Below are 19,207 nucleotides of genomic sequence, written 5' to 3'. Positions count from 1 at the left end.
GAAAATATTTGCGGTTCGCATCCCTGAATACGCAGGGATTACGTAATGAATGGCTTTAAATATTGTTCAGATCCGACCAGCGTCAAGTTGGGTGCACAGAAATTGCGACGTTGCAGAGTTATCCGGGAAGCCACACACTGACCCCATGTTTTCAGGCTTCTTAAAAGGATGACAGAATGGCGACCACCCGATGTAGCTGGGTTTCGAAAGAACCGATTTATCTCGATTATCACGATAAAGAATGGGGCGTGCCGGTCAAAGATGGCCGCGAATTGTTTGAAATGCTGTGTCTGGAAGGCCAGCAGGCAGGGCTGTCGTGGATCACTATCCTCAGAAAGCGCGAAAATTACCGCAATAACTTCCACAATTTCGATCCGGTGCGCATCGCCAAAATGACCGACGACGACGTAGAACGTCTGGTGCTCGACGCCGGGATTGTGCGTCATCGCGGAAAAATCAAAGCGATCATCCTGAATGCGCAAATTTATCTGGCCATGCAGGCCAATGGTGAAGATTTTTCAGAGTTCATCTGGAGCTTTGTTGACCATCAACCGGTCATCAATAATCCGCTCGGCCCGGAAGGCGTACCGGCCAAGACCGTCGTTTCCGATGCGATGTCTAAAGCACTGAAAAAGAAAGGCTTCAAATTCACCGGTTCGACGATTTGCTATGCGTTTATGCAGGCCGCCGGGCTGGTGAACGATCATCAGTCTTACTGTTTCTGCCATCCGAAAAATCAACCAGTATGATCCGTCTCTCCGCCCCTGCCGATGTCGAAGCCATTATGCGGCTATGGCTGCGCAGCACGCTGGCGGCGCATCCGTTTATTGATGAAACCTATTGGTTTGAAAGCGCACCCATGGTGCGCGAAACCTTTTTACCGCAGGCGGTGACCTGGGTTTCCACCGCTGAAGACGGCGGAATTAATGGCTTCATCAGCGTGCTCAATCATCAGTTTATCGGCGCGCTGTTTGTTGATGAAAAGGTTTATGGAACAGGCATCGCGCAGCAACTGATGCAGGAGGTGAAAAACCATTACCCGCTGTTGCTGCTCGAGGTTTATCAGGAAAATCACCGCGCCCTGGCTTTTTATCGCAAAGAAGAGTTCTTAGTGGTAAACGATACGGTTCACCCTGGAACCGATCTTCCTACCTGGGTTTTGCGCTGGCATCAGCCCCTTTCTAAATAAGCTTCTGAGATCCGTAAAAAGACAAAAACGGATAACCGGAATTCTCCTACTGCTAAACTCCACGAAATTACGCATAAATGGCGCCAGATCGCCGCAGGGCTGATATCTGCTCGTTGCAATTGTTTATGTTTTGTCACCTTTTTCTGTGCAACTTACCGGAAAGCGTGCAGTCATAATGGAGCGGTCAGGTTCTGAAAAAAGAACATAAAGAAAACATCCAGAAAGGAAATAAGATGAACAAAAGACTTCTTGTGGTTGCTGGCGTGCTTTGCGTCACGATGGGCCTGTCAGCCTGTACCACCAACCCGTACACCGGCGAATCAGAAGCAGGTAAATCCGGCATTGGCGCGGGTCTGGGCGCCGCCTTAGGTGCGGGCGTTGGGATGCTTTCTTCATCCAAACACGATCGCGGCAAAGGCGCACTGATTGGTGCCGCTGCAGGCGCTGCGCTGGGTGGCGGTGCGGGTTATTACATGGATGTGCAGGAAGCTAAGCTGCGCGACAAAATGAAAGGCACGGGTGTCAGCGTTACCCGTCAGGGCGATAACATCGTGCTGAACATGCCGAATAACGTCACCTTCGACACCAACAGCAGCACGCTGAAACCGGCGGGCGCAAACACGCTAACCGGCGTGGCGATGGTACTGAAAGAGTATCCTAAAACTGCCGTGAATGTCGTCGGTTACACCGACAGCACCGGTACCCGTGCGCTCAACATGAAGCTGTCACAGCAACGTGCTGACGGTGTCGGCAGCGCGCTGATCACTCAGGGCGTCGACGGCAGCCGCGTACGCACCACCGGCGCAGGCCCGGATAATCCGATCGCCAGCAACAGCACCGAAGCGGGTAAAGCGCAGAACCGCCGCGTTGAGATTACCCTCAGCCCGTTGCAGTAAAACCGCTGAAATACAAAATATGAACGGAGCCGCGAGGCTCCGTTTTGCGTTTATGTTATCCTCCGGCAACCGCTTCTCTCACCTGCGCAACGGATGCCAGTATGTCTCTGAAAGCTATCGCCAAAGATCTCGGTCTCTCTGTGACCACCGTCAGCCGTGCGCTGAACGGTTATGATGACGTTTCAGCGGACACCAAAGCGCGGGTGCTGGCGGCAGCGGATGTACGCGGTTACCGGCCCAATACCCTCGCCCGCCGTCTGAAGATGGGTAAGATCGACGCTGTGGGCCTTATTTTCCCCTTCACTTCCCATCCGTTAAGCAATTCTGCGTTTGTCGAAATGGTCGGCTGCATCACCCGCGAACTGGCAAAACATGAGATCGATCTGCTGCTGGTGCCGGATGAGCTGGGAACCTTTTCGTGGCGACGGCTCATCGAAAGCAAACGCGTAGACGCCATGCTGGTGGCACACACGCTGAATGACGATCCGCGCCTGCTGGATTTGCAGCAGCGCAATTTCCCCTTTCTGGCGCTAGGCCGCAGCACCTGCCTGACTCAGGATTATGCGTGGTTCGATTTCGATAACCGTGCTGGTATGCAAATGGCGGTCGATCATCTCGCGGGGCTTGGCCATCAGCGCATTGCGTTCCTCGGCGAAAACAATCAGCAATCTTTTATCAGCCAGCGTCGTCAGGGATATCTCGACGGGCTGATGGCCAATAAACTGCCGCTAAATCCGCAATACGTGAATAAAGTCAGCCCGAGCCGCCGCGCCGGTTATCAGGCGACACAGGCGTTGCTGGCATTGCCGCAGCCACCCACCGCCATTGTCTGCGACTGCAATATGCACGGCGAAGGCGCGGCGCTGGCGTTGTACGAAGCCGGATTGTTGCTCAGTGGCGCGGTCTCGCTGATTATCTACGATGGTTTACCCTCTGACAGCCTGCCCGACGTGGCCGTCACCGCTATTCGTCAGGGCACCCGCGAAGCGGTCGGGCTGCAAATCGCCGAGATGACGATGGCGTTGATCCGCAACGAACCGATGAGCCAGTTGCAGGTTCTCTGGCAGCCGGAATTGCAGGCGGGCGTTACCGCACATCCACCGAAGTTATAAATTCCCCTCAGACTATTTTTCCACCCTATATCACAAATTTGCATCTTCGCATTTCCCATCCGAAACGTTTCGGATCAATAGTTACTCCATCAGATAGCGTTTTATCGCTGCAAATTACCTTGTGGAGTCGTGACACTATGGAAAACCAGATCGTCCATTTAACCAGCGAACACACCAGCCTGATCGTGCGCTGTACGCCGTTCGCTGAAATCCTGTACTGGGGAAAGCGTCTGAGCCAGTTTTCAGCCGATGACGTAATTTCCCTTGCCCGCGCGGTACCCAATGGCCGCCTGGACGTGGAAGCTCCGCTAAATTTCAGCGCTGACACCGGACGCGGGTCTTTCGGTACACCGGGCGTTGAAGGCCATCGTGACGGTCTGGACTGGTCGCCGGTGTTCGACACCGTAGATGTCCGCCATCAGGGAAACCAGCTGACGATCACTACCGAGGATGCGATCGCCGGCCTGCAATTTCGCAGCGAACTGCGCCTCGATGACAGCGGTGTGTTGCAAACCCGCAATGCCCTGACCAATCTCAAACCCGGCACTTATCAGCTCACGCGCCTTGCCGTAACGCTGCCGCTGCCAGAACGCGCCGCCGAAGTGATGGCGTTTCATGGGCGCTGGATCAAAGAGTTCCAGCCACACCGCACGCAGCTCGATCACGGCGGCATCATTCAGGAAAACCGTCGCGGCAAAACCTCCTCCGAATATTTCCCGGCGATGATGATCGGTCATCAGGGCTTTAGCGAAGAACAGGGCGAAGTCTGGGGGATCCACCTGGGCTGGAGCGGTAACCACCGTCTGCGTGCTGACATCAAAATCGACGGTCGCCGTCTGGTGCAGGCCGAAGCGCTGTATCTTCCGGGTGAGCAGCGCCTCGAACAGGGCGAAACGCTGGAGACACCGTGGCTGTACGCCAGCTATTCCGCCCAAGGGCTGAACCGCATGAGCCAGCAGTTCCACCGCTTCGTGCGCGAAGAAATTTTGCATTTCCCGACACAGAAACCGCGTCCTGTGCATCTCAATACATGGGAAGGGATTTATTTCGATCACGATCCCGACTACATCATGCAGATGGCGACGGAATCAGCTGCGTTAGGCGTTGAACGCTTCATTATCGACGACGGCTGGTTCCGTGGCCGCGACCACGACCGCGCGGCGCTTGGCGACTGGTATCTCGATGAGAAGAAATACCCGAAAGGGCTGAAACCAGTGATCGACCATGTCAAAAATCTCGGCATGGAATTTGGTATATGGGTCGAACCGGAAATGATTAATCCGGATTCGGATTTGTATCGCGCCCACCCGGACTGGCTGCTGGCGCTGCCGGGTTATCAGCAACCCAGCGGCCGTCATCAGTTCGTGCTCGATCTGAACAATCCGCAGGTCTTTGATTATCTGGTGGAACGTATGAGCTGGCTGCTCGGCGAGCACGACGTTGATTATGTTAAATGGGACATGAACCGCGAAATCGTCCAGCCAGGACATGAAGGCCGCGCGGCGCTGACGGCGCAAACGCAGCAGTTTTACCGCCTGCTCGACGTGCTGGGCGAACGCTTCCCGCAGATTGAATTCGAATCCTGCGCCTCCGGCGGCGGCCGCATCGATTATGAAGTACTGAAACGCAGCCACCGCTTCTGGACGTCGGACAACAATGACGCACTGGAGCGGCAGAAAATTCAGCGCGGAATGAGCTATTTCTTCCCGCCGGAAGTGATGGGTTCGCACATCGGCAATAAGCTGTGCCATGCCACCTCACGCCAGCACAGTATTGAATTTCGCGGCCTCACGGCGCTGTTCGGACACATGGGCATTGAGCTCGATCCGGTGAAAGAAGGCGAGGAGGAGCGCGCCGGCTTCGCGAAATACACCCGTCTGCACCAGCAGTTGCGGCCATTGCTGCACAGCGGCGACGTCTATCGGGTCGATAGCAGCGATGACGCGATGCTGATCAACGGCGTGGTCAGCCAGAGCGGCGATCGCGCGGTATTTCTGGTGAGTCAGCTGGCGATGCCAACCTGGTCATTACCGGGAACGCTGCGGGTGCCGGGGCTGCAAGCCGATGCCCGTTATCGCGTGACGGTGCTGGACGAACCGGCGCTGCTGGCCGGTGGCGGCAGCGGCCACACCATGCGGGTACAACCGGCGTGGCTGCACGACGCACCGGTGCTGAGCGGAGAATGGCTGGCGAACGCCGGGCTGACGCTGCCGGTACTGGATCCGGAAAGTGCCCTGCTGCTCGGTTTTGAACGGGTGTAATCCGGAAAGTTGAAGAACACATAAACATAAAAAACGCCGGCGCTTCGGTGCCGGTTTTGATGGTTTCGGCAAGGAAATCACTATGAACCCTACACAAACTGGCGATCGTTGCTTCTATAAAAAAAATGCGAACTTCTGGATATTTGGCAGCTATTTCTTCCTCTATTTCTTCATTATGGCGACCTGTTATCCGTTTTTACCCATCTGGCTGTCTGACGTTATCGGCCTGAGCAAAACGGAAACCGGCATCGTGTTCTCCAGCATGTCGCTGTTCGCTATCCTGTTTCAGCCGTTCTTCGGCATTATTTCTGACAAACTCGGCCTGAAGAAACACCTGTTGTGGATCATTGCCGTACTGCTGTTCCTCTTCGCGCCATTCTTTATTTACGTGTTCGCGCCGCTGCTGAAAATCAATATTGTGCTCGGCGCCATTCTCGGCGGCGCGTACATCGGCTTCGTCTTCGCGGGCGGTTCCGGCGCGACCGAGGCGTATATCGAAAGGGTCAGCCGCAACAGCGCCTTCGAATACGGCAAGGCGCGAATGTTCGGCTGTTTCGGCTGGGGGATTTGCGCGTCAACGGCGGGGATACTGTTTAACATTAACCCGGACATCGTGTTCTGGATGGGATCCGGCGCAGCGGTCATTCTGATGGTTTTGCTGCTGATTTCCCGTCCGCAGGAAAATAAAAATGCGCAGGTACTGGATAAACTTGGCGCCAATCAGTCACAATTCTCGCTGAAAACCGCGGCTTTATTGTTGAAAGAACGCAAACTGTGGATGCTGATTTTGTACGTGGTGGGCGTCGCCTGCGTTTACGATGTTTTCGATCAGCAGTTCGCCACCTTCTTCAAAACGTTCTTCTCCTCACCGCAGCATGGCACCGAAATGTTCGGCTATGTCACCACCGCCGGTGAGCTATGTAACGCGCTGATTATGTTCTGTTCGCCATGGATAATTAACCGTATTGGCGCGAAAAATACGCTGCTGCTGGCCGGTACCATCATGTCGATTCGTATCGTCGGCTCTTCGTTTGCGACCACGGCGGCAGAAGTCATCCTGCTGAAAATGCTTCACGCGCTGGAAGTGCCGTTCCTGCTGGTCGGGGTGTTCAAATACATCACACAGATTTTTGATGTCCGGTTCTCGGCGACCATTTATCTGATCGGCTTTAACTTCGCCAAACAGCTGGCGGCGATTTTCCTTTCCGCCTTTGCAGGCAGTTTGTACGACCGCATCGGGTTCAGCGATACCTACCTGATCCTTGGAGGAATTGCCTTCAGTGTGACCATTATTTCAGCCTTCACGCTGAGCAGCCGTCCGCAGAAACAGACGGTTGCGGCGGCAAGACCGGTGGAAGGATTGCACTGAGTAACGTTTACAGCCTTTCGACACTCTGTGCTAGTCTCCGTGAAATAAGCATGAGGGGAGAAAGGTTGTGAGCAAAAAACAGGAGCCGGGCGCAGCGGGTCGCGCCACGATACGTGACGTTGCCAGTGCAGCAAAAACCGGAAAAACCAGCGTTTCACGTTATCTCAACGGTGAAAAACACCTGCTGTCCGATGATCTCAAGGAGCGCATCGGACGGGCAATCTCCCTGCTGGATTACCAGCCCAGCCAGATGGCGCGCAGCCTGAAAAGCGGTCAGACGCGTCTGGTGGGGCTGATCCTCGCCGATATTACCAATCCCTATTCTGTCGAAGTGATGCGTGGTGTCGAAGCCGCGTGCCGTCAGGAAGGGCTGACGCTGCTGGTGTGTAACACCAACAACGAGCTGGATCAGGAAAAACATTACCTCCAGTTGCTCAGCAGCTATCGCGTGGACGGCATTGTGGTGAACGCCGTCGGAATGCGCGAAGCGGCGATTTCCACGCTGCAACAGGCGAATCTGCCGATGGTGCTGATCGACCGCAAAGTGGCGGATTTCGCCTGCGACGTCATCGCGCTGAATAACGTGGAAGCCACACAGATGATGACCGATCATCTTCTGCAAAATGGTTTTGAAGCACTGCTTTTCGTCACCGAACCGGCCACGGTTAACACCCGACTGGATCGCCTGCGCACCTTTTTGCAGCGCATGCAGCAATCCCCGCAGTGCATCGCCGAACAGGGCGAAATCGAGCTGAGCAACTCGCAAGGGCTGGAAACGCTGCTGCGCGATTTTGTCGCACGCCATCCCGATAAGCATAAAGCGGTGATGTGCGTGAACGGTGCGCTGACGCTTCAGGTCGCGCGCGCCATGCGTCGTCTGGATATGACCTGGGGGCCGGATATCGGTTTGTCAGGCTTCGACGAACTGGTGTGGGCCGATCTCGCGGGCGTTGGGATAACGACCTTTAAACAGCCGACCTACGACATGGGCGTTGCGGCAATTGGCCAATTGGTGATGCGCATTCAGGGCAATACGGAGCCCGTTAAAGACATCGAATTCTCCGGCGAACTGATTGCGCGCGCATCGACCGCCGCCCGCTGATTTCCTTTTCCTTCCCCTTTTCTCTCCCGTTCTTCGTGAGCGGGATCATGTTTCTGGCTTTCAGGTCTTTTGATTGGAACCGGTTCCAATTAGGTTGTATAAAGCGAAACAAATTATTAACAAGAACCCGTTTAGCCATTTGTTCCACTAAGATTAGGTCTTCTAAACGGTCGCTGGCACCGCAATTCGGTGCGAATTAACAGGATAGAGAGTCATGCAAAGAGAGATCGTCATCGTTACCGCCGCGTACGGTAACAGTGTAGTGAAAGCCCTCGGCGGGCAGGCAGAACTGCTTTCGGTTATCGCCGGTGCAAAAGCTGACGGGGTGGAGATCCGCCGTGAATTATTCTCCGACACAGAGCTGGATGCACTGCCGCAGCTGGCGGAAAAAATTCAACAACACGGGCTGTTTGCCGTCTATTCGGTGCCCTTCGCGCTGTTCATTTCGGGCGGTAAGCTGAATCCGGATGCAGGACAGTATTTTGAAGAAGCACAGATTTTAGGTGCCCGAACGATCAAGTTTTCACTGGGCGAGTTTGAGCCTGGTGCCGATCTGACGCCGCTGAAAGTGCTGCTGGCCTCGCAGCCGGTGAAGCTGGTGGTCGAGAATGACCAGTCGAGCGAATGCGGCATTCTTTCGCGCATCAACGCCTTTATGTTTGCGGCGGAATCACTGCGCCTGCCGCTGACGATGACTTTCGATATGGCGAACTGGCTGTGGGTCGGACAAGATCCGGCCACCGCAGCGGAACGTCTGGCGCGACACGTCGGGTACGTGCATGTGAAAGCGGCGGAGAAACGCGCCGGAAAATGGCACGCCGTAGCGCTCGATGACAGCGACGGCAGCTGGAAAGCGTTGCTCAAAGCGCTGCCGCAGGATGTACCGCGCGGTATTGAATTTCCGCTCGAGGGTGAAGATCTGACCGCCGTGACGAAGTATTACGTCGATTTATTACGTCTGTAAGTCATGGCAACAAGAGGTTGTACGTCATTCTGACGAATAATCAGGAGAACCGTTATGAAGCCGTCCAGGATCGCGCCGCGTCGCTGGTGGTACATCATGCCGATCGTATTTATCACATACAGTCTGGCCTATGTTGACCGCTCGAATTTTAGCTTCGCCTCGGCCGCCGGAATTAATGATGATCTCGGTATCACCAAAGGAATGTCGTCCCTTCTGGGTGCGCTGTTTTTCCTGGGTTATTTCTTTTTCCAAATCCCCGGCACCATTTACGCCGAGCGCCGCAGCGTTAAGAAACTGATTTTTTGGTGCTTACTGCTGTGGGGCGGATTTGCGTCACTCACCGGTGTGGTGAACAATATTCCGATGCTGGCGGCGATCCGCTTCGCGCTCGGCGTAGTGGAAGCCGCGGTGATGCCCGCAATGCTGGTGTACATCAGCAACTGGTTTACAAAATCTGAACGCTCCCGCGCTAATACCTTTCTGATACTCGGAAACCCGGTCACCGTGCTGTGGATGTCGGTGCTTTCCGGCTATCTGATCGAATCCTTTGGCTGGCGTGAGATGTTCATCTTTGAAGGGATTCCGGCAGTCATCTGGGCGATCATCTGGTGGTTTACCGTGAAAGATAAGCCGGAACAGGTTGGCTGGATGAGCGAGCAGGAGAAGAAAGCCCTGAGCGACCAGCTGGCAAAAGAGCAGAAAGACATTCAGGCGGTCGGTGGCTATCGCGAAGCTTTCCGCTCACGCAGCGTCGTCTTGCTTTGCCTGCAATATTTCTTCTGGAGTATTGGTGTGTACGGCTTCGTGTTGTGGCTGCCGTCGATTCTGCACGATGGCAAAGAGATGGGTATGGTCGAAGCGGGCTGGTTGTCCTCCGCGCCATATCTGGCCGCCACCATCGCTATGATTGTGGTGTCGTGGGCCTCCGACAAGATGCAAAACCGTAAGCTGTTCGTCTGGCCGCTTTTGTTAATAGGCGCGCTGGCGTTCTTCGGTTCCTGGGCCGCCGGCAGCCACCACTTTTGGTTGTCTTACGGCTTACTGGTGGTTGCCGCTGCCGCAATGTATGCGCCTTACGGGCCGTTCTTCGCCATCATTCCTGAAATGCTACCCAGGAATGTCGCCGGTGGCGCGATGGCCTTGATCAACAGCCTCGGCGCGCTGGGCTCATTCTTTGGTTCCTGGTTTGTCGGGTATTTAAACGGCAATACCGGCAGCCCTTCCGCCTCCTTTATTTTTATGGCCGTGTCGCTCGTGCTCTCCGCAGGGTTAACTCTGCTGGTGAAACCACGACAGGCCACCACAAAATCCGAAGATGTTTCCTTAACTCAGGGGAGTAATAATTGATGAAGCCGTCTATTGTTCTGTACAAAAAACTGCCAGCCGATTTGCATCAACGTCTCGAGCAGCATTTCGCTATCACTGAATTTGATGGCATCACTGACGAAAACCGTCCTGCGGTGTTTGATGCGCTGCAAAACGCCGAAGGGCTGCTGGGATCTGGCGGAAAGATTGATAAAGAGCTGTTTGACCATGCACCGCGCCTGCGTGCGGTTTCCACCATTTCCGTCGGTTACGATAATTTCGACGTGGCCGAACTGACCCGTCGTGAAATCCCGATGATGCACACCCCGACCGCGCTGACCGATACCGTGGCTGATACCGTGATGGCGCTGGTGCTTTCCACTGCGCGTCGCGTGGTGAATGTCGCCGAGCGCGTAAAAGCCGGTGAATGGACCGATAACGTCGGCCCGGAATGGTTCGGCACCGACGTGCATCACAAAACCATGGGCATCGTCGGTATGGGCCGCATTGGTCTGGCACTGGCGCAGCGCGCGCATTTCGGCTTCGACATGCCGATTCTGTATAACGCCCGCAGCCAGCATAAAGAAGCCGAAGAGAAGTTTGGCGCCCGTAAATGCGAGCTGGATGAACTGCTCAAAAAATCTGATTTCGTGTGTATTTTGCTGCCGATGACCGAACAAACGTTCCACCTGATCGGTAAAGACGAACTGGCAAAAATGAAATCCAGTGCGATCCTGATCAGCGCCGGTCGTGGCCCGGTAATCGATGAACCGGCCCTGATCGAGGCTCTGAAAGCCGGTACAATTTATGGCGCAGGCATGGATGTTTTCGAGACTGAACCGCTGCCGAAAAACTCCCCGCTGCTGAGCCTGCCAAACGTGGTTGCGCTGCCGCACATCGGTTCCGCTACGCATGAAACTCGTTACGACATGGCCGCCTGTGCCGTCGATAACCTGATCGCCGCCCTGAAAGGTGACGTGAAAGAGTTCTGCGTGAACCCGGAAGTCCTGAAGAAGTAAGTCACAAAGAACACCCTGCCCTCTCCTTCCCTGCCCGTAATTACGGCGGGGAAGGACATTTCAAAACCCGGTGGTCCGATTGCACTGCTTTGCCGCAGGCGTTATTGTGGGCATCACATTTCGATAACATACAAAGCTTTCTATGACGTTTTCTGCTTTCGGTGACAAATTTACCCGTTTTTCAGGCATCACCCGTCTGATGGGCGACATGAATGACGGTTTACGCACGCCAGGCGCTGTGATGCTCGGCGGCGGCAATCCGGCGCAAATTCCTGAGATGCAGGATTATTTCCAGACGTTGCTCAGCGAAATGCTGGCCGAAGGCAAACTGACGGAAGCCTTGTGTAACTACGACGGCCCACAGGGCAAAGACGTGCTGCGTCACGCGCTGGCCGGAATGTTGCAAAAAGAATTGGGCTGGCAGCTTGATGCGCAAAACATCGCGCTGACCAACGGCAGCCAGAGCGCCTTTTTCTATTTGTTTAACCTGTTCGCCGGACGTCGCGCCGACGGCAGCATGTCCAAAGTCCTGTTCCCGCTGGCACCGGAGTATCTGGGCTATGCCGACGCCGGGTTGGATGAAAATCTGTTTGTCTCCGCCAAACCGAATATCGAATTACTGCCGGAAGGCCAGTTCAAATATCACGTCGATTTTGATCACCTCAATATTACCGAAGACATCGGACTGATTTGCGTTTCACGCCCGACCAACCCGACCGGCAATGTGATTACCGACGAAGAATTGATCCGTCTCGACGCGCTGGCGCAGCAGAAAAATATCCCGCTGCTTATTGATAACGCCTATGGCGTGCCGTTCCCTGGCATCGTATTCACCGATGCGACGCCGCTGTGGAACCCGAATATCATTCTTTGCATGAGCCTGTCGAAACTCGGCCTGCCGGGTTCACGCTGCGGCATTGTCATTGCCGATGAGAAAATCATCAAAGCGATCAGCAACATGAACGGCATTATCAGCCTGTCACCGGGCAGCGTCGGCCCGGCTATCGCGCATGAAATGATTGTGCGAGGCGATTTGCTGCGACTTTCCGAAGAGGTTATCAAACCGTTTTATTATCAGCGCGTGCAGGAAACGATTGCCACGCTGCGCCGTTATCTGCCGGAAGAACGCTGTCTGATCCACAAACCGGAAGGCGCGATATTCCTGTGGCTGTGGTTTAAAGATCTGCCGATCACCACCGAAGTGCTTTACCAGCGTCTGAAACAGCGCGGCGTGCTGATGGTGCCGGGCGATTACTTCTTCCCGGGGCTGGAACATCCGTGGGCGCACACCCACCAGTGTATGCGTATGAACTACGTGCCGGATTCAGAGCAAATCGAACGCGGCGTGAAGATTCTGGCGGAAGAAGTGGAAAAAGCTCACGCGGAAAATCAGTAATCCATTCCGCTTCGTCTGTATCACCTGTTTTAAAACATAAAAAAACCGGGGCTCATCGCCCCGGTTCTGTTTTCTGCTTAATGCCTGATAACTTACGACGTCTGGTTTTCCAGCGCCGGTTTGTCACTGCCTATCGCGATTTTCTGCGGTTGCAGCGCTTCCGGTACGTCACGCACCAGGCTGATGTGCAGCAGGCCGTTAACGAACTCCGCCGCTGAAACATGCATATGCTCAGCCAGCGTGAAGCTCAGGGTAAACGGCTTGATGACGAGCCCCTGATGCAAATACTCAACGTTGGTTTCAGGCTGAGCCGGCGTGCCGCTGACGGTCAAACGCGGGCCTTCCACTTCAATATTCAGATCGCTTTGTTTAAATCCGGCCAGCGCCAGCGAGATGCGATAGTGGTTATCGTCTGACTTCTCGATGTTGTACGGTGGAAATGCCTGGTCGGAACCCTGCATAGAACTGGCCAATTTATCGAAACCAATCCACTGACGCAGTAATGGAGAAATATCGTAATTACGCATGGTGTAACTCCTTCTTTGAAGCGAGATTAACAATCCCGTCAGCCATTTTGGATGTGACGGGGCAGCTCCCTGACGGCGAGCCTAAACTTTTTCATTTTCTGGCTGTCTTCACATAAGGTTTTTAAAATTCAGACAGCCCGTGAATTAGCGAATTTCGATACGCCGCGGTTTGGATGATTCAGGAACGATACGTTCCAGATCGATATACAACAAACCGTTCGCTAAGTTAGCGGCTTTAATTTGAATATGCTCAGCCAGCTGGAATTTGCGTTCGAAATTACGTTCAGCGATACCCTGATATAAATAGGTGCGGTCTGTTTCTGTCGGTGCATGTGCACCTTTGACCACCAGCATGTTGTCATGGGCCGTGATGTCCAGCTCGGATTCAGCAAAACCGGCTACCGCGATCGCAATCCGGTAATGGTTTTCATCCACCAGCTCGACATTATAAGGGGGATATCCGCCGCCCTGATTCTGACCCGATTCGATAAGATTAAATAAACGGTCAAAACCAATAGCAGAACGGTACAGCGGGGATAAATCAAAATTACGCATTACTACTTCTCCTGATATTCAGCGAGTATATTTGTTGAAGACCTTCCCTTGGGACAGGCCAGCGACACATTTGTTTATGAAAGAGGAAATACCCTTCCGGCGTATCTCTTCCTGCGTCGTAAATTAAAAATGGCGACTAAAGAAAAATTTTCAAGTCTGCCACCACAAAAAAAACGAAATTTTTTTGAGTTTGCCGGAACAGTAAAAGTTTAAAGACAAAGTGCGTGACGGAGAACTGCCCGCGAAGACGGACGGTTTTCAGCAAGATTTCAATTAGTCATTACACTTAATGAGATCGCAGCCACAGAGCTACAGCATGCTTTGTTAAATTTTTTAGTTGAGTGGTATAAGTCGTTTTGACGAAAAAACTCAGCCTGACAGCATAAGATGAGTTCTAACATGAAGAAATTTGTACTAGCGCCGCTGATAACCGGATGCGCATTTTTAGCAACCAGCGGCTGTTCCAGTGTCATGACCCATACCGGTGGCGATACGGGATATTATTCGGGCACACGCTCGGACGTAGAAATGATGAAGAGTGATGACACCAGCTGGGCAATGACACCGCTGTTGTTGCTGGATCTGCCGTTCAGTGCCGTGCTTGATACCGTACTGCTGCCGTATGACTATTTTCGCAGCGGCACAGTGACAGCCAGGGATCGCATCAAGGCCAGCGAAGAACGTAATCTCGCGCTGAGTAACGGCGTCGATATCGACCATGTGCCGCCGATGTCTGCAACCACACATTCGCAGAAATCATCCGCTCACAAAAAATAGCCCGTGCAGACATCAACAAACCGGCCAACGCAGGCCGGTTTCGTTTTTTGTAAGCCGCGCTAGCTGCCTGATGTCACTGCAATCTGCGCAAATTCCCCGCACTGGCGCATAAACGCCACTTTACTGCCATCCGGCGAATACACTACCGCGTCGGCGCAGGGGGCAATCTCCGTTCGGTCGGTCAGCCGGGTCATTTCGCCCGTAGCCACATCAAGGCGCATCACGCTGTTGTCGCACACCAGCGCCAGCGATTCTCCGTCCGGGCTCCAGCTAAAAGCAGATTGAATGCCCGTTGCCGTATGGCTGATTTGCAGCGGCTCGCCGCCATTCGGTGAGACCGTCCACACCTGAACCACGTCCTGCTTGTCTCTCATCAGAAACGCAATCTGTGTACCGTCTGGCGACGTGCGCAGCCAGTGGCGCGGCTGCGTCGCGATGCCTTTTTCGGTGAAAGTGATACGTCGCTGCTTCACGCCTGCAGGCGGTGCTGGCAGCGTTTCCGGCGTACCCTGCAACGGTTTTTCGCCCGCACGCAGATAATCTTCATCGTTGTGTGGCAAGTCCACCACGAAGATTTCAGGGTGTTTTTCGCCGTTTACTGACAATGTATCGCCGATAAACGCCAGCGCCCAACGCTGACGGCGGCCGTCAGGTTTCAGATAGCCTTCGCCGCCAATCCAGCCTTCTTCATACGCACGGTTGATATCGTCACTGCCCGGCGCAGGTGTCGCGGTGGTATCGCTGACCAGCACGCAGAAATGACTGCCATCATATTCACGTGGATGATGTTTTGCCGAAGCCACCGGATAACCGGACAGCGCGATACCGACGTTGCGCAAATCGAGCGCCGGATCTAATTCATGCAAAACGTGGTCATTATAGGTAAAACTGAGACGTGAACCGTCCGGGCTGAAGACGTGAACGTGCGTGCCGCCGCGCAGCGCGCCGGGTGTGTAGGGTGCGGTGATATCCATCGCATCGAGCGTGACGGCCTCATTGCGCAAAGGATCGGAGACGATAACACCGCGGCGGTGATGGAAATCATATTGCCAGCTGGCATCCGGATTTTCCGGACCGTGAATAAATACGTAACGTCCAGGCTGAACCGGCCTGGCCGTCACCACGCCGACATGTGCGCCTTCGGGAGCGCGGTATAACACCTGAGTTTCGCCGCTTGCGACATTCACCCGCTCAATGGTTGAACCGCTAAAAGAGCCGCCGTGCGGACGCACGTCATACACCAGCCACTGGCTGTCCGGCGTCCAGACGTTAATATTGGTCAGCTGATGCCCGCGGGCATCAGAGGTTAACTGTTTTTCCATGGCCGCGGCGGGCTCCTTTTCATCAGTCTCAGACGTTCAGAACAAACTTCTCCACGGCAAACGCCACACCGTCCTCGGTGTTGGTTTTGGTGACGAACTGACTGACCGCTTTCACACTGTCGAGCGCGTTGCCCATCGCGACGCCGAGACCGGCGTATTCCAGCATCGCAATGTCGTTTTCCTGATCGCCCAGCGTCATCACGCTCTCGCGTGCAAGACCCAGTTTTTCCACCAGCACTTTCACGCCTTCGCCTTTATTCACGCGCTTATCGAGAATTTCGAGGAAGTATGGCGAGCTTTTCATGATGGTGTAACGCGCTTTAGCGTCGTCAGGCAGCTGGCTGATGGCGCGATCCAGCAGTTCAGGATCATCAATCATCATCACTTTCGGGAAGGTCAGCGTCGGATCCATCTCTTCTGCCGGGCAGAACTGCAACGGGATACCAGTGGTGAAGGACTCATGCACGGTGTAGCTACTCACGTCGCGGTTAGCGGTGAACAAATCGGTTTTGGTCAGCGCATGGAAATGTACGCCGAGCTGACGGGAAAGTTGTTCGAAGTAGTGATAATCGTCAATTGTAAGGGCTATTTCGGCGATCACGCTGCCATCTTTAGCGTTATGTACCAGCGCGCCATTATTGGTAATGCAGTAACATCCGTCTTGCTGCAAATCCAGTTCCTGTAAATAACGCTGTACGCCGATAAAAGGACGTCCGGTCGCCAGAACGATCTGCACGCCTTTTGCACGCGCATCGGATAACGCTTTTTTCACAGCAGGCGTCACTTCGTGCTGCGGATTGAGCAACGTCCCGTCCATATCAATTGCAATCAATTCAATAGCCATAGCATCCTCAGAGTTGGAATAATCTTTCTCAATGCTAACGCGATCACAACCCTTAAAGCCAGACAGAATGCGGGCCGCGTCAGACGAAAAAAAAGTCCGAAGCGGTTTCCCGTTTCGGACTCTGTTCTTTATCAGTCAGCGCTCTGTCAGATATCGATATTGGCCGCTTTAAGGGCGTTCTCTTCGATGAAGGCGCGGCGCGGTTCAACCGCATCGCCCATCAGCGTGGTGAACAGCTGGTCCGCCGCGATAGCATCTTTCACCGTCACGCGCAGCATGCGGCGTTGTGTCGGATCCATCGTGGTTTCCCACAATTGCTCAGGGTTCATTTCACCCAGACCTTTATAACGCTGAATCGAAAGACCGCGACGCGACTCTTTCACCAGCCATTCCAGCGCCTGCTCGAAGCTGGTCACTGGCTGACGGCGTTCGCCACGTTCGATGTAAGCATCTTCTTCGATCAGGCCGCGCAGTTTTTCACCCAGGGTACAGATTTTGCGGTATTCGCCGCCCTGAATGAAGTCTGCATCGAGATCGTAGTCGGTATCCACACCGTGAGTACGAATGCGCAGGATTGGCTCGAACAGCTGGTGTTCAAGATTTTCGCGCACGATTGCACTGTAGCTGCTGCCGTGCTGCTCTTTCTCGTTCAGACGAGACACCAGCGTTTCAATCCATTCCTTCACTTTCGCTTCGTCGGCAAGTTCAGCACCCGCCAGCGTTGGCTGATAGACCAGATTATTCAGCAGCGCACGCGGATAACGACGTTCCATACGGCCAATCATTTTCTGCACGCTGTGATGTTCAGCCACCAGTTTCTCCAGCGGTTCGCCCGCCAGTGCTGGTGCATGGGCGTTGGCGTGTAACGTTGCCCCGTCCATCGCGATAGAGATTTGATACTGATCCATCGCTTCATCATCTTTAATGTACTGTTCCTGTTTGCCTTTTTTCACTTTGTACAGCGGAGGCTGCGCGATAAACACGTGGCCACGCTCTACAATTTCAGGCATCTGACGGTAGAAGAATGTCAGTAACAGGGTACGGATGTGCGAACCATCGACGTCGGCATCGGTCATGATGATGATGCTGTGATAACGCAGTTTATCCGGGTTGTATTCGTCACGGCCGATACCGCAACCGAGCGCGGTAATCAGCGTCGCCACTTCCTGAGAAGAGAGCATTTTGTCGAAGCGCGCTTTCTCAACGTTGAGGATTTTCCCTTTCAACGGCAGAATCGCCTGGTTCTTACGGTTACGGCCTTGTTTTGCAGAGCCGCCCGCTGAGTCCCCTTCCACTAAGTACAGTTCGGAATGTGCCGGGTCGCGTTCCTGACAGTCAGCCAGTTTGCCTGGCAGACCGGCCAGATCGAGCGCGCCTTTACGACGGGTCATTTCACGTGCTTTACGCGCGGCTTCACGCGCACGGGCTGCATCGATGATTTTACCGACAACGATTTTCGCGTCGGCCGGGTTTTCCATCAGATAATCAACCAGCTTCTCGTTCATCAGAGACTCAACGGCGGTCTTCACTTCGGAAGAAACCAGTTTGTCTTTAGTCTGAGAGGAGAACTTAGGATCCGGCACTTTTACCGAAACCACGGCGATCAGGCCTTCACGGGCATCATCACCGGTGGCGCTGATTTTGGATTTCTTGCTGTAGCCTTCTTTATCCATATACGCGTTAAGCGTACGGGTCATCGCAGAACGGAAGCCTACCAGATGGGTGCCGCCGTCGCGCTGAGGGATATTGTTGGTAAAGCAGTAAATATTTTCCTGGAAACCATCATTCCACTGCAACGCCACTTCCACACCGATATCGTCTTTCACGGTGGAGAAATAGAACACGGTTGGGTGGATTGGGGTTTTGTTTTTGTTCAGGTATTCCACGAAAGCTTTGATACCGCCTTCATAATGGAAGTGATCGTTCTTGCCATCGCGTTTGTCGAGCAGGCGGATCGCCACACCAGAGTTCAGGAATGACAGCTCACGGAGGCGTTTCGCCAGAATGTCATACTCGAATTCTGTTTGATTGGTGAAGGTGGCGTAGCTTGGCCAGAAGCGCACGGTCGTACCGGTCGCCTCGGTATCGCCAACCACTTTCAGCGGATCCTGCGGCTCACCGTGGACGTAAGTCTGGGTGTGCACTTTGCCTTCACGGCGGATAACCAGCTCCAGTTTTTCCGACAGGGCGTTAACGACGGAAACACCCACGCCATGCAGACCGCCGGAGACTTTGTACGAGTTATCGTCAAATTTACCGCCGGCATGAAGTACGGTCATGATGACCTGAGCAGCAGAAACGCCCTCTTCTTCGTGAATGCCGGTAGGAATACCACGACCATCATCCTGTACGGAAACAGAGTTATCCGCATGGATCGTGACCTGAATCTCTTTACAGTGGCCCGCGAGGGCTTCGTCGATAGCGTTGTCCACAACCTCGAATACCATGTGGTGCAGACCAGTGCCGTCATCGGTATCGCCGATATACATGCCGGGGCGCTTACGCACCGCGTCCAGCCCTTTTAATACCTTGATACTTGAGGAGTCATAAGAATTCGACATCAACGTTT

General features: G+C 54.0%; 18 protein-coding genes. 13 read left to right on the top strand and 5 right to left on the bottom strand.

Translation table 11 applies throughout. The features are described 5' to 3' along the window. Positions 1 to 176: 176 nt before the first annotated feature. The 11 genes from I2123_RS02140 to I2123_RS02090 all read left to right on the top strand — a co-directional run bounded on the left by I2123_RS02140 (position 177) and on the right by I2123_RS02090 (position 12,613). On the top strand, positions 177 to 749 hold the full coding sequence (locus I2123_RS02140) for a DNA-3-methyladenine glycosylase I (RefSeq protein ID WP_112165337.1): 573 nt from the start codon (positions 177 to 179) through the stop codon (positions 747 to 749). Continuing rightward, positions 746 to 1,189: an N-acetyltransferase gene (locus tag I2123_RS02135; RefSeq protein WP_112165340.1), complete on the top strand. Its 444-nt coding sequence runs from the start codon at positions 746 to 748 to the stop codon at positions 1,187 to 1,189. Before I2123_RS02140 ends, I2123_RS02135 begins: the two co-directional genes overlap by 4 nt. A 233-nt stretch (positions 1,190 to 1,422) precedes the next feature. Beyond that, positions 1,423 to 2,085 carry an OmpA family lipoprotein gene (locus I2123_RS02130; protein WP_112165343.1) on the top strand — a complete coding sequence of 221 codons (663 nt, stop codon included), beginning with the start codon at positions 1,423 to 1,425 and terminating at the stop codon, positions 2,083 to 2,085. A 101-nt stretch (positions 2,086 to 2,186) separates the two neighbouring features. Then, positions 2,187 to 3,197: a LacI family DNA-binding transcriptional regulator gene (locus I2123_RS02125; RefSeq protein ID WP_213051697.1), complete on the top strand. Its 1,011-nt coding sequence runs from the start codon at positions 2,187 to 2,189 to the stop codon at positions 3,195 to 3,197. A 137-nt stretch (positions 3,198 to 3,334) separates the two neighbouring features. Further along, positions 3,335 to 5,458: an alpha-galactosidase gene (locus tag I2123_RS02120; protein ID WP_213051696.1), complete on the top strand. Its 2,124-nt coding sequence runs from the start codon at positions 3,335 to 3,337 to the stop codon at positions 5,456 to 5,458. Positions 5,459 to 5,540: 82 nt separating this feature from the next. After that, the gene (locus tag I2123_RS02115; RefSeq protein ID WP_112165350.1) at positions 5,541 to 6,827 is read left to right on the top strand and encodes an MFS transporter; all 1,287 of its coding nucleotides are present in this window, start codon (positions 5,541 to 5,543) and stop codon (positions 6,825 to 6,827) included. Between the two features lie 67 nt (positions 6,828 to 6,894). After that, a complete protein-coding gene (locus I2123_RS02110; RefSeq protein ID WP_112165352.1) occupies positions 6,895 to 7,929 on the top strand; it encodes a LacI family DNA-binding transcriptional regulator in 1,035 nt (344 codons plus the stop codon). Positions 7,930 to 8,143: 214 nt separating this feature from the next. Further along, the gene (locus tag I2123_RS02105) at positions 8,144 to 8,893 is read left to right on the top strand and encodes a sugar phosphate isomerase/epimerase family protein (protein ID WP_213051695.1); all 750 of its coding nucleotides are present in this window, start codon (positions 8,144 to 8,146) and stop codon (positions 8,891 to 8,893) included. Positions 8,894 to 8,947: 54 nt separating this feature from the next. After that, positions 8,948 to 10,240 (top strand): MFS transporter, encoded by a 1,293-nt coding sequence (locus I2123_RS02100; RefSeq protein WP_213051694.1) that lies wholly within the window; start codon positions 8,948 to 8,950, stop codon positions 10,238 to 10,240. Continuing rightward, positions 10,240 to 11,217, top strand: coding sequence for a glyoxylate/hydroxypyruvate reductase GhrB (gene ghrB, locus I2123_RS02095; protein ID WP_213051693.1), 978 nt, complete (start codon positions 10,240 to 10,242; stop codon positions 11,215 to 11,217). The genes I2123_RS02100 and ghrB overlap by 1 nt, the downstream gene beginning before the upstream one ends. Positions 11,218 to 11,359: 142 nt before the next feature. Next, positions 11,360 to 12,613: a valine--pyruvate transaminase gene (locus I2123_RS02090; protein WP_112165360.1), complete on the top strand. Its 1,254-nt coding sequence runs from the start codon at positions 11,360 to 11,362 to the stop codon at positions 12,611 to 12,613. A gap of 92 nt (positions 12,614 to 12,705) precedes the next feature. On the opposite strand, the gene ibpB is transcribed toward I2123_RS02090, so the two are convergent. Then, positions 12,706 to 13,140 (bottom strand): small heat shock chaperone IbpB, encoded by a 435-nt coding sequence (ibpB, locus tag I2123_RS02085; RefSeq protein ID WP_112165362.1) that lies wholly within the window; start codon positions 13,138 to 13,140, stop codon positions 12,706 to 12,708. Positions 13,141 to 13,284: 144 nt separating this feature from the next. Then, positions 13,285 to 13,695 carry a small heat shock chaperone IbpA gene (gene ibpA / locus I2123_RS02080; protein WP_112165364.1) on the bottom strand — a complete coding sequence of 137 codons (411 nt, stop codon included), beginning with the start codon at positions 13,693 to 13,695 and terminating at the stop codon, positions 13,285 to 13,287. Between the two features lie 48 nt (positions 13,696 to 13,743). On the opposite strand from ibpA, the gene I2123_RS02075 reads away from it, so the two are divergent. Together I2123_RS02075 and I2123_RS02070 are read left to right on the top strand one after the other, a co-directional pair. Continuing rightward, positions 13,744 to 13,908, top strand: coding sequence for a hypothetical protein (locus I2123_RS02075; RefSeq protein WP_213051692.1), 165 nt, complete (start codon positions 13,744 to 13,746; stop codon positions 13,906 to 13,908). Positions 13,909 to 14,094: 186 nt separating this feature from the next. Continuing rightward, a complete protein-coding gene (locus I2123_RS02070; RefSeq protein ID WP_112165366.1) occupies positions 14,095 to 14,472 on the top strand; it encodes a YceK/YidQ family lipoprotein in 378 nt (125 codons plus the stop codon). 59 nt (positions 14,473 to 14,531) lie between these two features. Here I2123_RS02070 and I2123_RS02065 read toward each other — a convergent pair whose 3' ends face one another. The 3 genes from I2123_RS02065 to gyrB all read right to left on the bottom strand — a co-directional run bounded on the left by I2123_RS02065 (position 14,532) and on the right by gyrB (position 19,199). Continuing rightward, complete coding sequence (locus tag I2123_RS02065) at positions 14,532 to 15,794, bottom strand: YidR family protein (protein ID WP_213051691.1); 1,263 nt, start codon at positions 15,792 to 15,794, stop codon at positions 14,532 to 14,534. Between the two features lie 28 nt (positions 15,795 to 15,822). Then, positions 15,823 to 16,638 carry a sugar-phosphatase gene (gene yidA / locus I2123_RS02060; RefSeq protein WP_213051690.1) on the bottom strand — a complete coding sequence of 272 codons (816 nt, stop codon included), beginning with the start codon at positions 16,636 to 16,638 and terminating at the stop codon, positions 15,823 to 15,825. 146 nt (positions 16,639 to 16,784) lie between these two features. Then, complete coding sequence (gene gyrB / locus I2123_RS02055) at positions 16,785 to 19,199, bottom strand: DNA topoisomerase (ATP-hydrolyzing) subunit B (RefSeq protein ID WP_112165372.1); 2,415 nt, start codon at positions 19,197 to 19,199, stop codon at positions 16,785 to 16,787. Between the last annotated feature and the right edge of the window lie 8 nt (positions 19,200 to 19,207).

The organism is Rahnella inusitata (assembly GCF_018288855.1).
GTDB classification, from domain to species: Bacteria; Pseudomonadota; Gammaproteobacteria; order Enterobacterales; family Enterobacteriaceae; genus Rahnella; species Rahnella inusitata.
The sequence above is the reverse complement of the archived record's forward strand: the minus strand, read 5'-3'. Positions and strand labels throughout refer to the sequence as shown.

Coding starts and splice junctions, on each gene's coding strand:
- ibpA (WP_112165364.1), bottom strand. CDS start 13,695: ATGCGTAATTTTGATTTATCCCCGCTGTACCGTTCTGCTATTGGTTTT.
- I2123_RS02125 (WP_213051697.1), top strand. CDS start 2,187: ATGTCTCTGAAAGCTATCGCCAAAGATCTCGGTCTCTCTGTGACCACC.
- ibpB (WP_112165362.1), bottom strand. CDS start 13,140: ATGCGTAATTACGATATTTCTCCATTACTGCGTCAGTGGATTGGTTTC.
- I2123_RS02070 (WP_112165366.1), top strand. CDS start 14,095: ATGAAGAAATTTGTACTAGCGCCGCTGATAACCGGATGCGCATTTTTA.
- gyrB (WP_112165372.1), bottom strand. CDS start 19,199: ATGTCGAATTCTTATGACTCCTCAAGTATCAAGGTATTAAAAGGGCTG.
- I2123_RS02140 (WP_112165337.1), top strand. CDS start 177: ATGGCGACCACCCGATGTAGCTGGGTTTCGAAAGAACCGATTTATCTC.
- I2123_RS02120 (WP_213051696.1), top strand. CDS start 3,335: ATGGAAAACCAGATCGTCCATTTAACCAGCGAACACACCAGCCTGATC.
- yidA (WP_213051690.1), bottom strand. CDS start 16,638: ATGGCTATTGAATTGATTGCAATTGATATGGACGGGACGTTGCTCAAT.
- I2123_RS02065 (WP_213051691.1), bottom strand. CDS start 15,794: ATGGAAAAACAGTTAACCTCTGATGCCCGCGGGCATCAGCTGACCAAT.
- I2123_RS02130 (WP_112165343.1), top strand. CDS start 1,423: ATGAACAAAAGACTTCTTGTGGTTGCTGGCGTGCTTTGCGTCACGATG.
- I2123_RS02090 (WP_112165360.1), top strand. CDS start 11,360: ATGACGTTTTCTGCTTTCGGTGACAAATTTACCCGTTTTTCAGGCATC.
- I2123_RS02100 (WP_213051694.1), top strand. CDS start 8,948: ATGAAGCCGTCCAGGATCGCGCCGCGTCGCTGGTGGTACATCATGCCG.
- I2123_RS02135 (WP_112165340.1), top strand. CDS start 746: ATGATCCGTCTCTCCGCCCCTGCCGATGTCGAAGCCATTATGCGGCTA.
- I2123_RS02105 (WP_213051695.1), top strand. CDS start 8,144: ATGCAAAGAGAGATCGTCATCGTTACCGCCGCGTACGGTAACAGTGTA.
- ghrB (WP_213051693.1), top strand. CDS start 10,240: ATGAAGCCGTCTATTGTTCTGTACAAAAAACTGCCAGCCGATTTGCAT.
- I2123_RS02115 (WP_112165350.1), top strand. CDS start 5,541: ATGAACCCTACACAAACTGGCGATCGTTGCTTCTATAAAAAAAATGCG.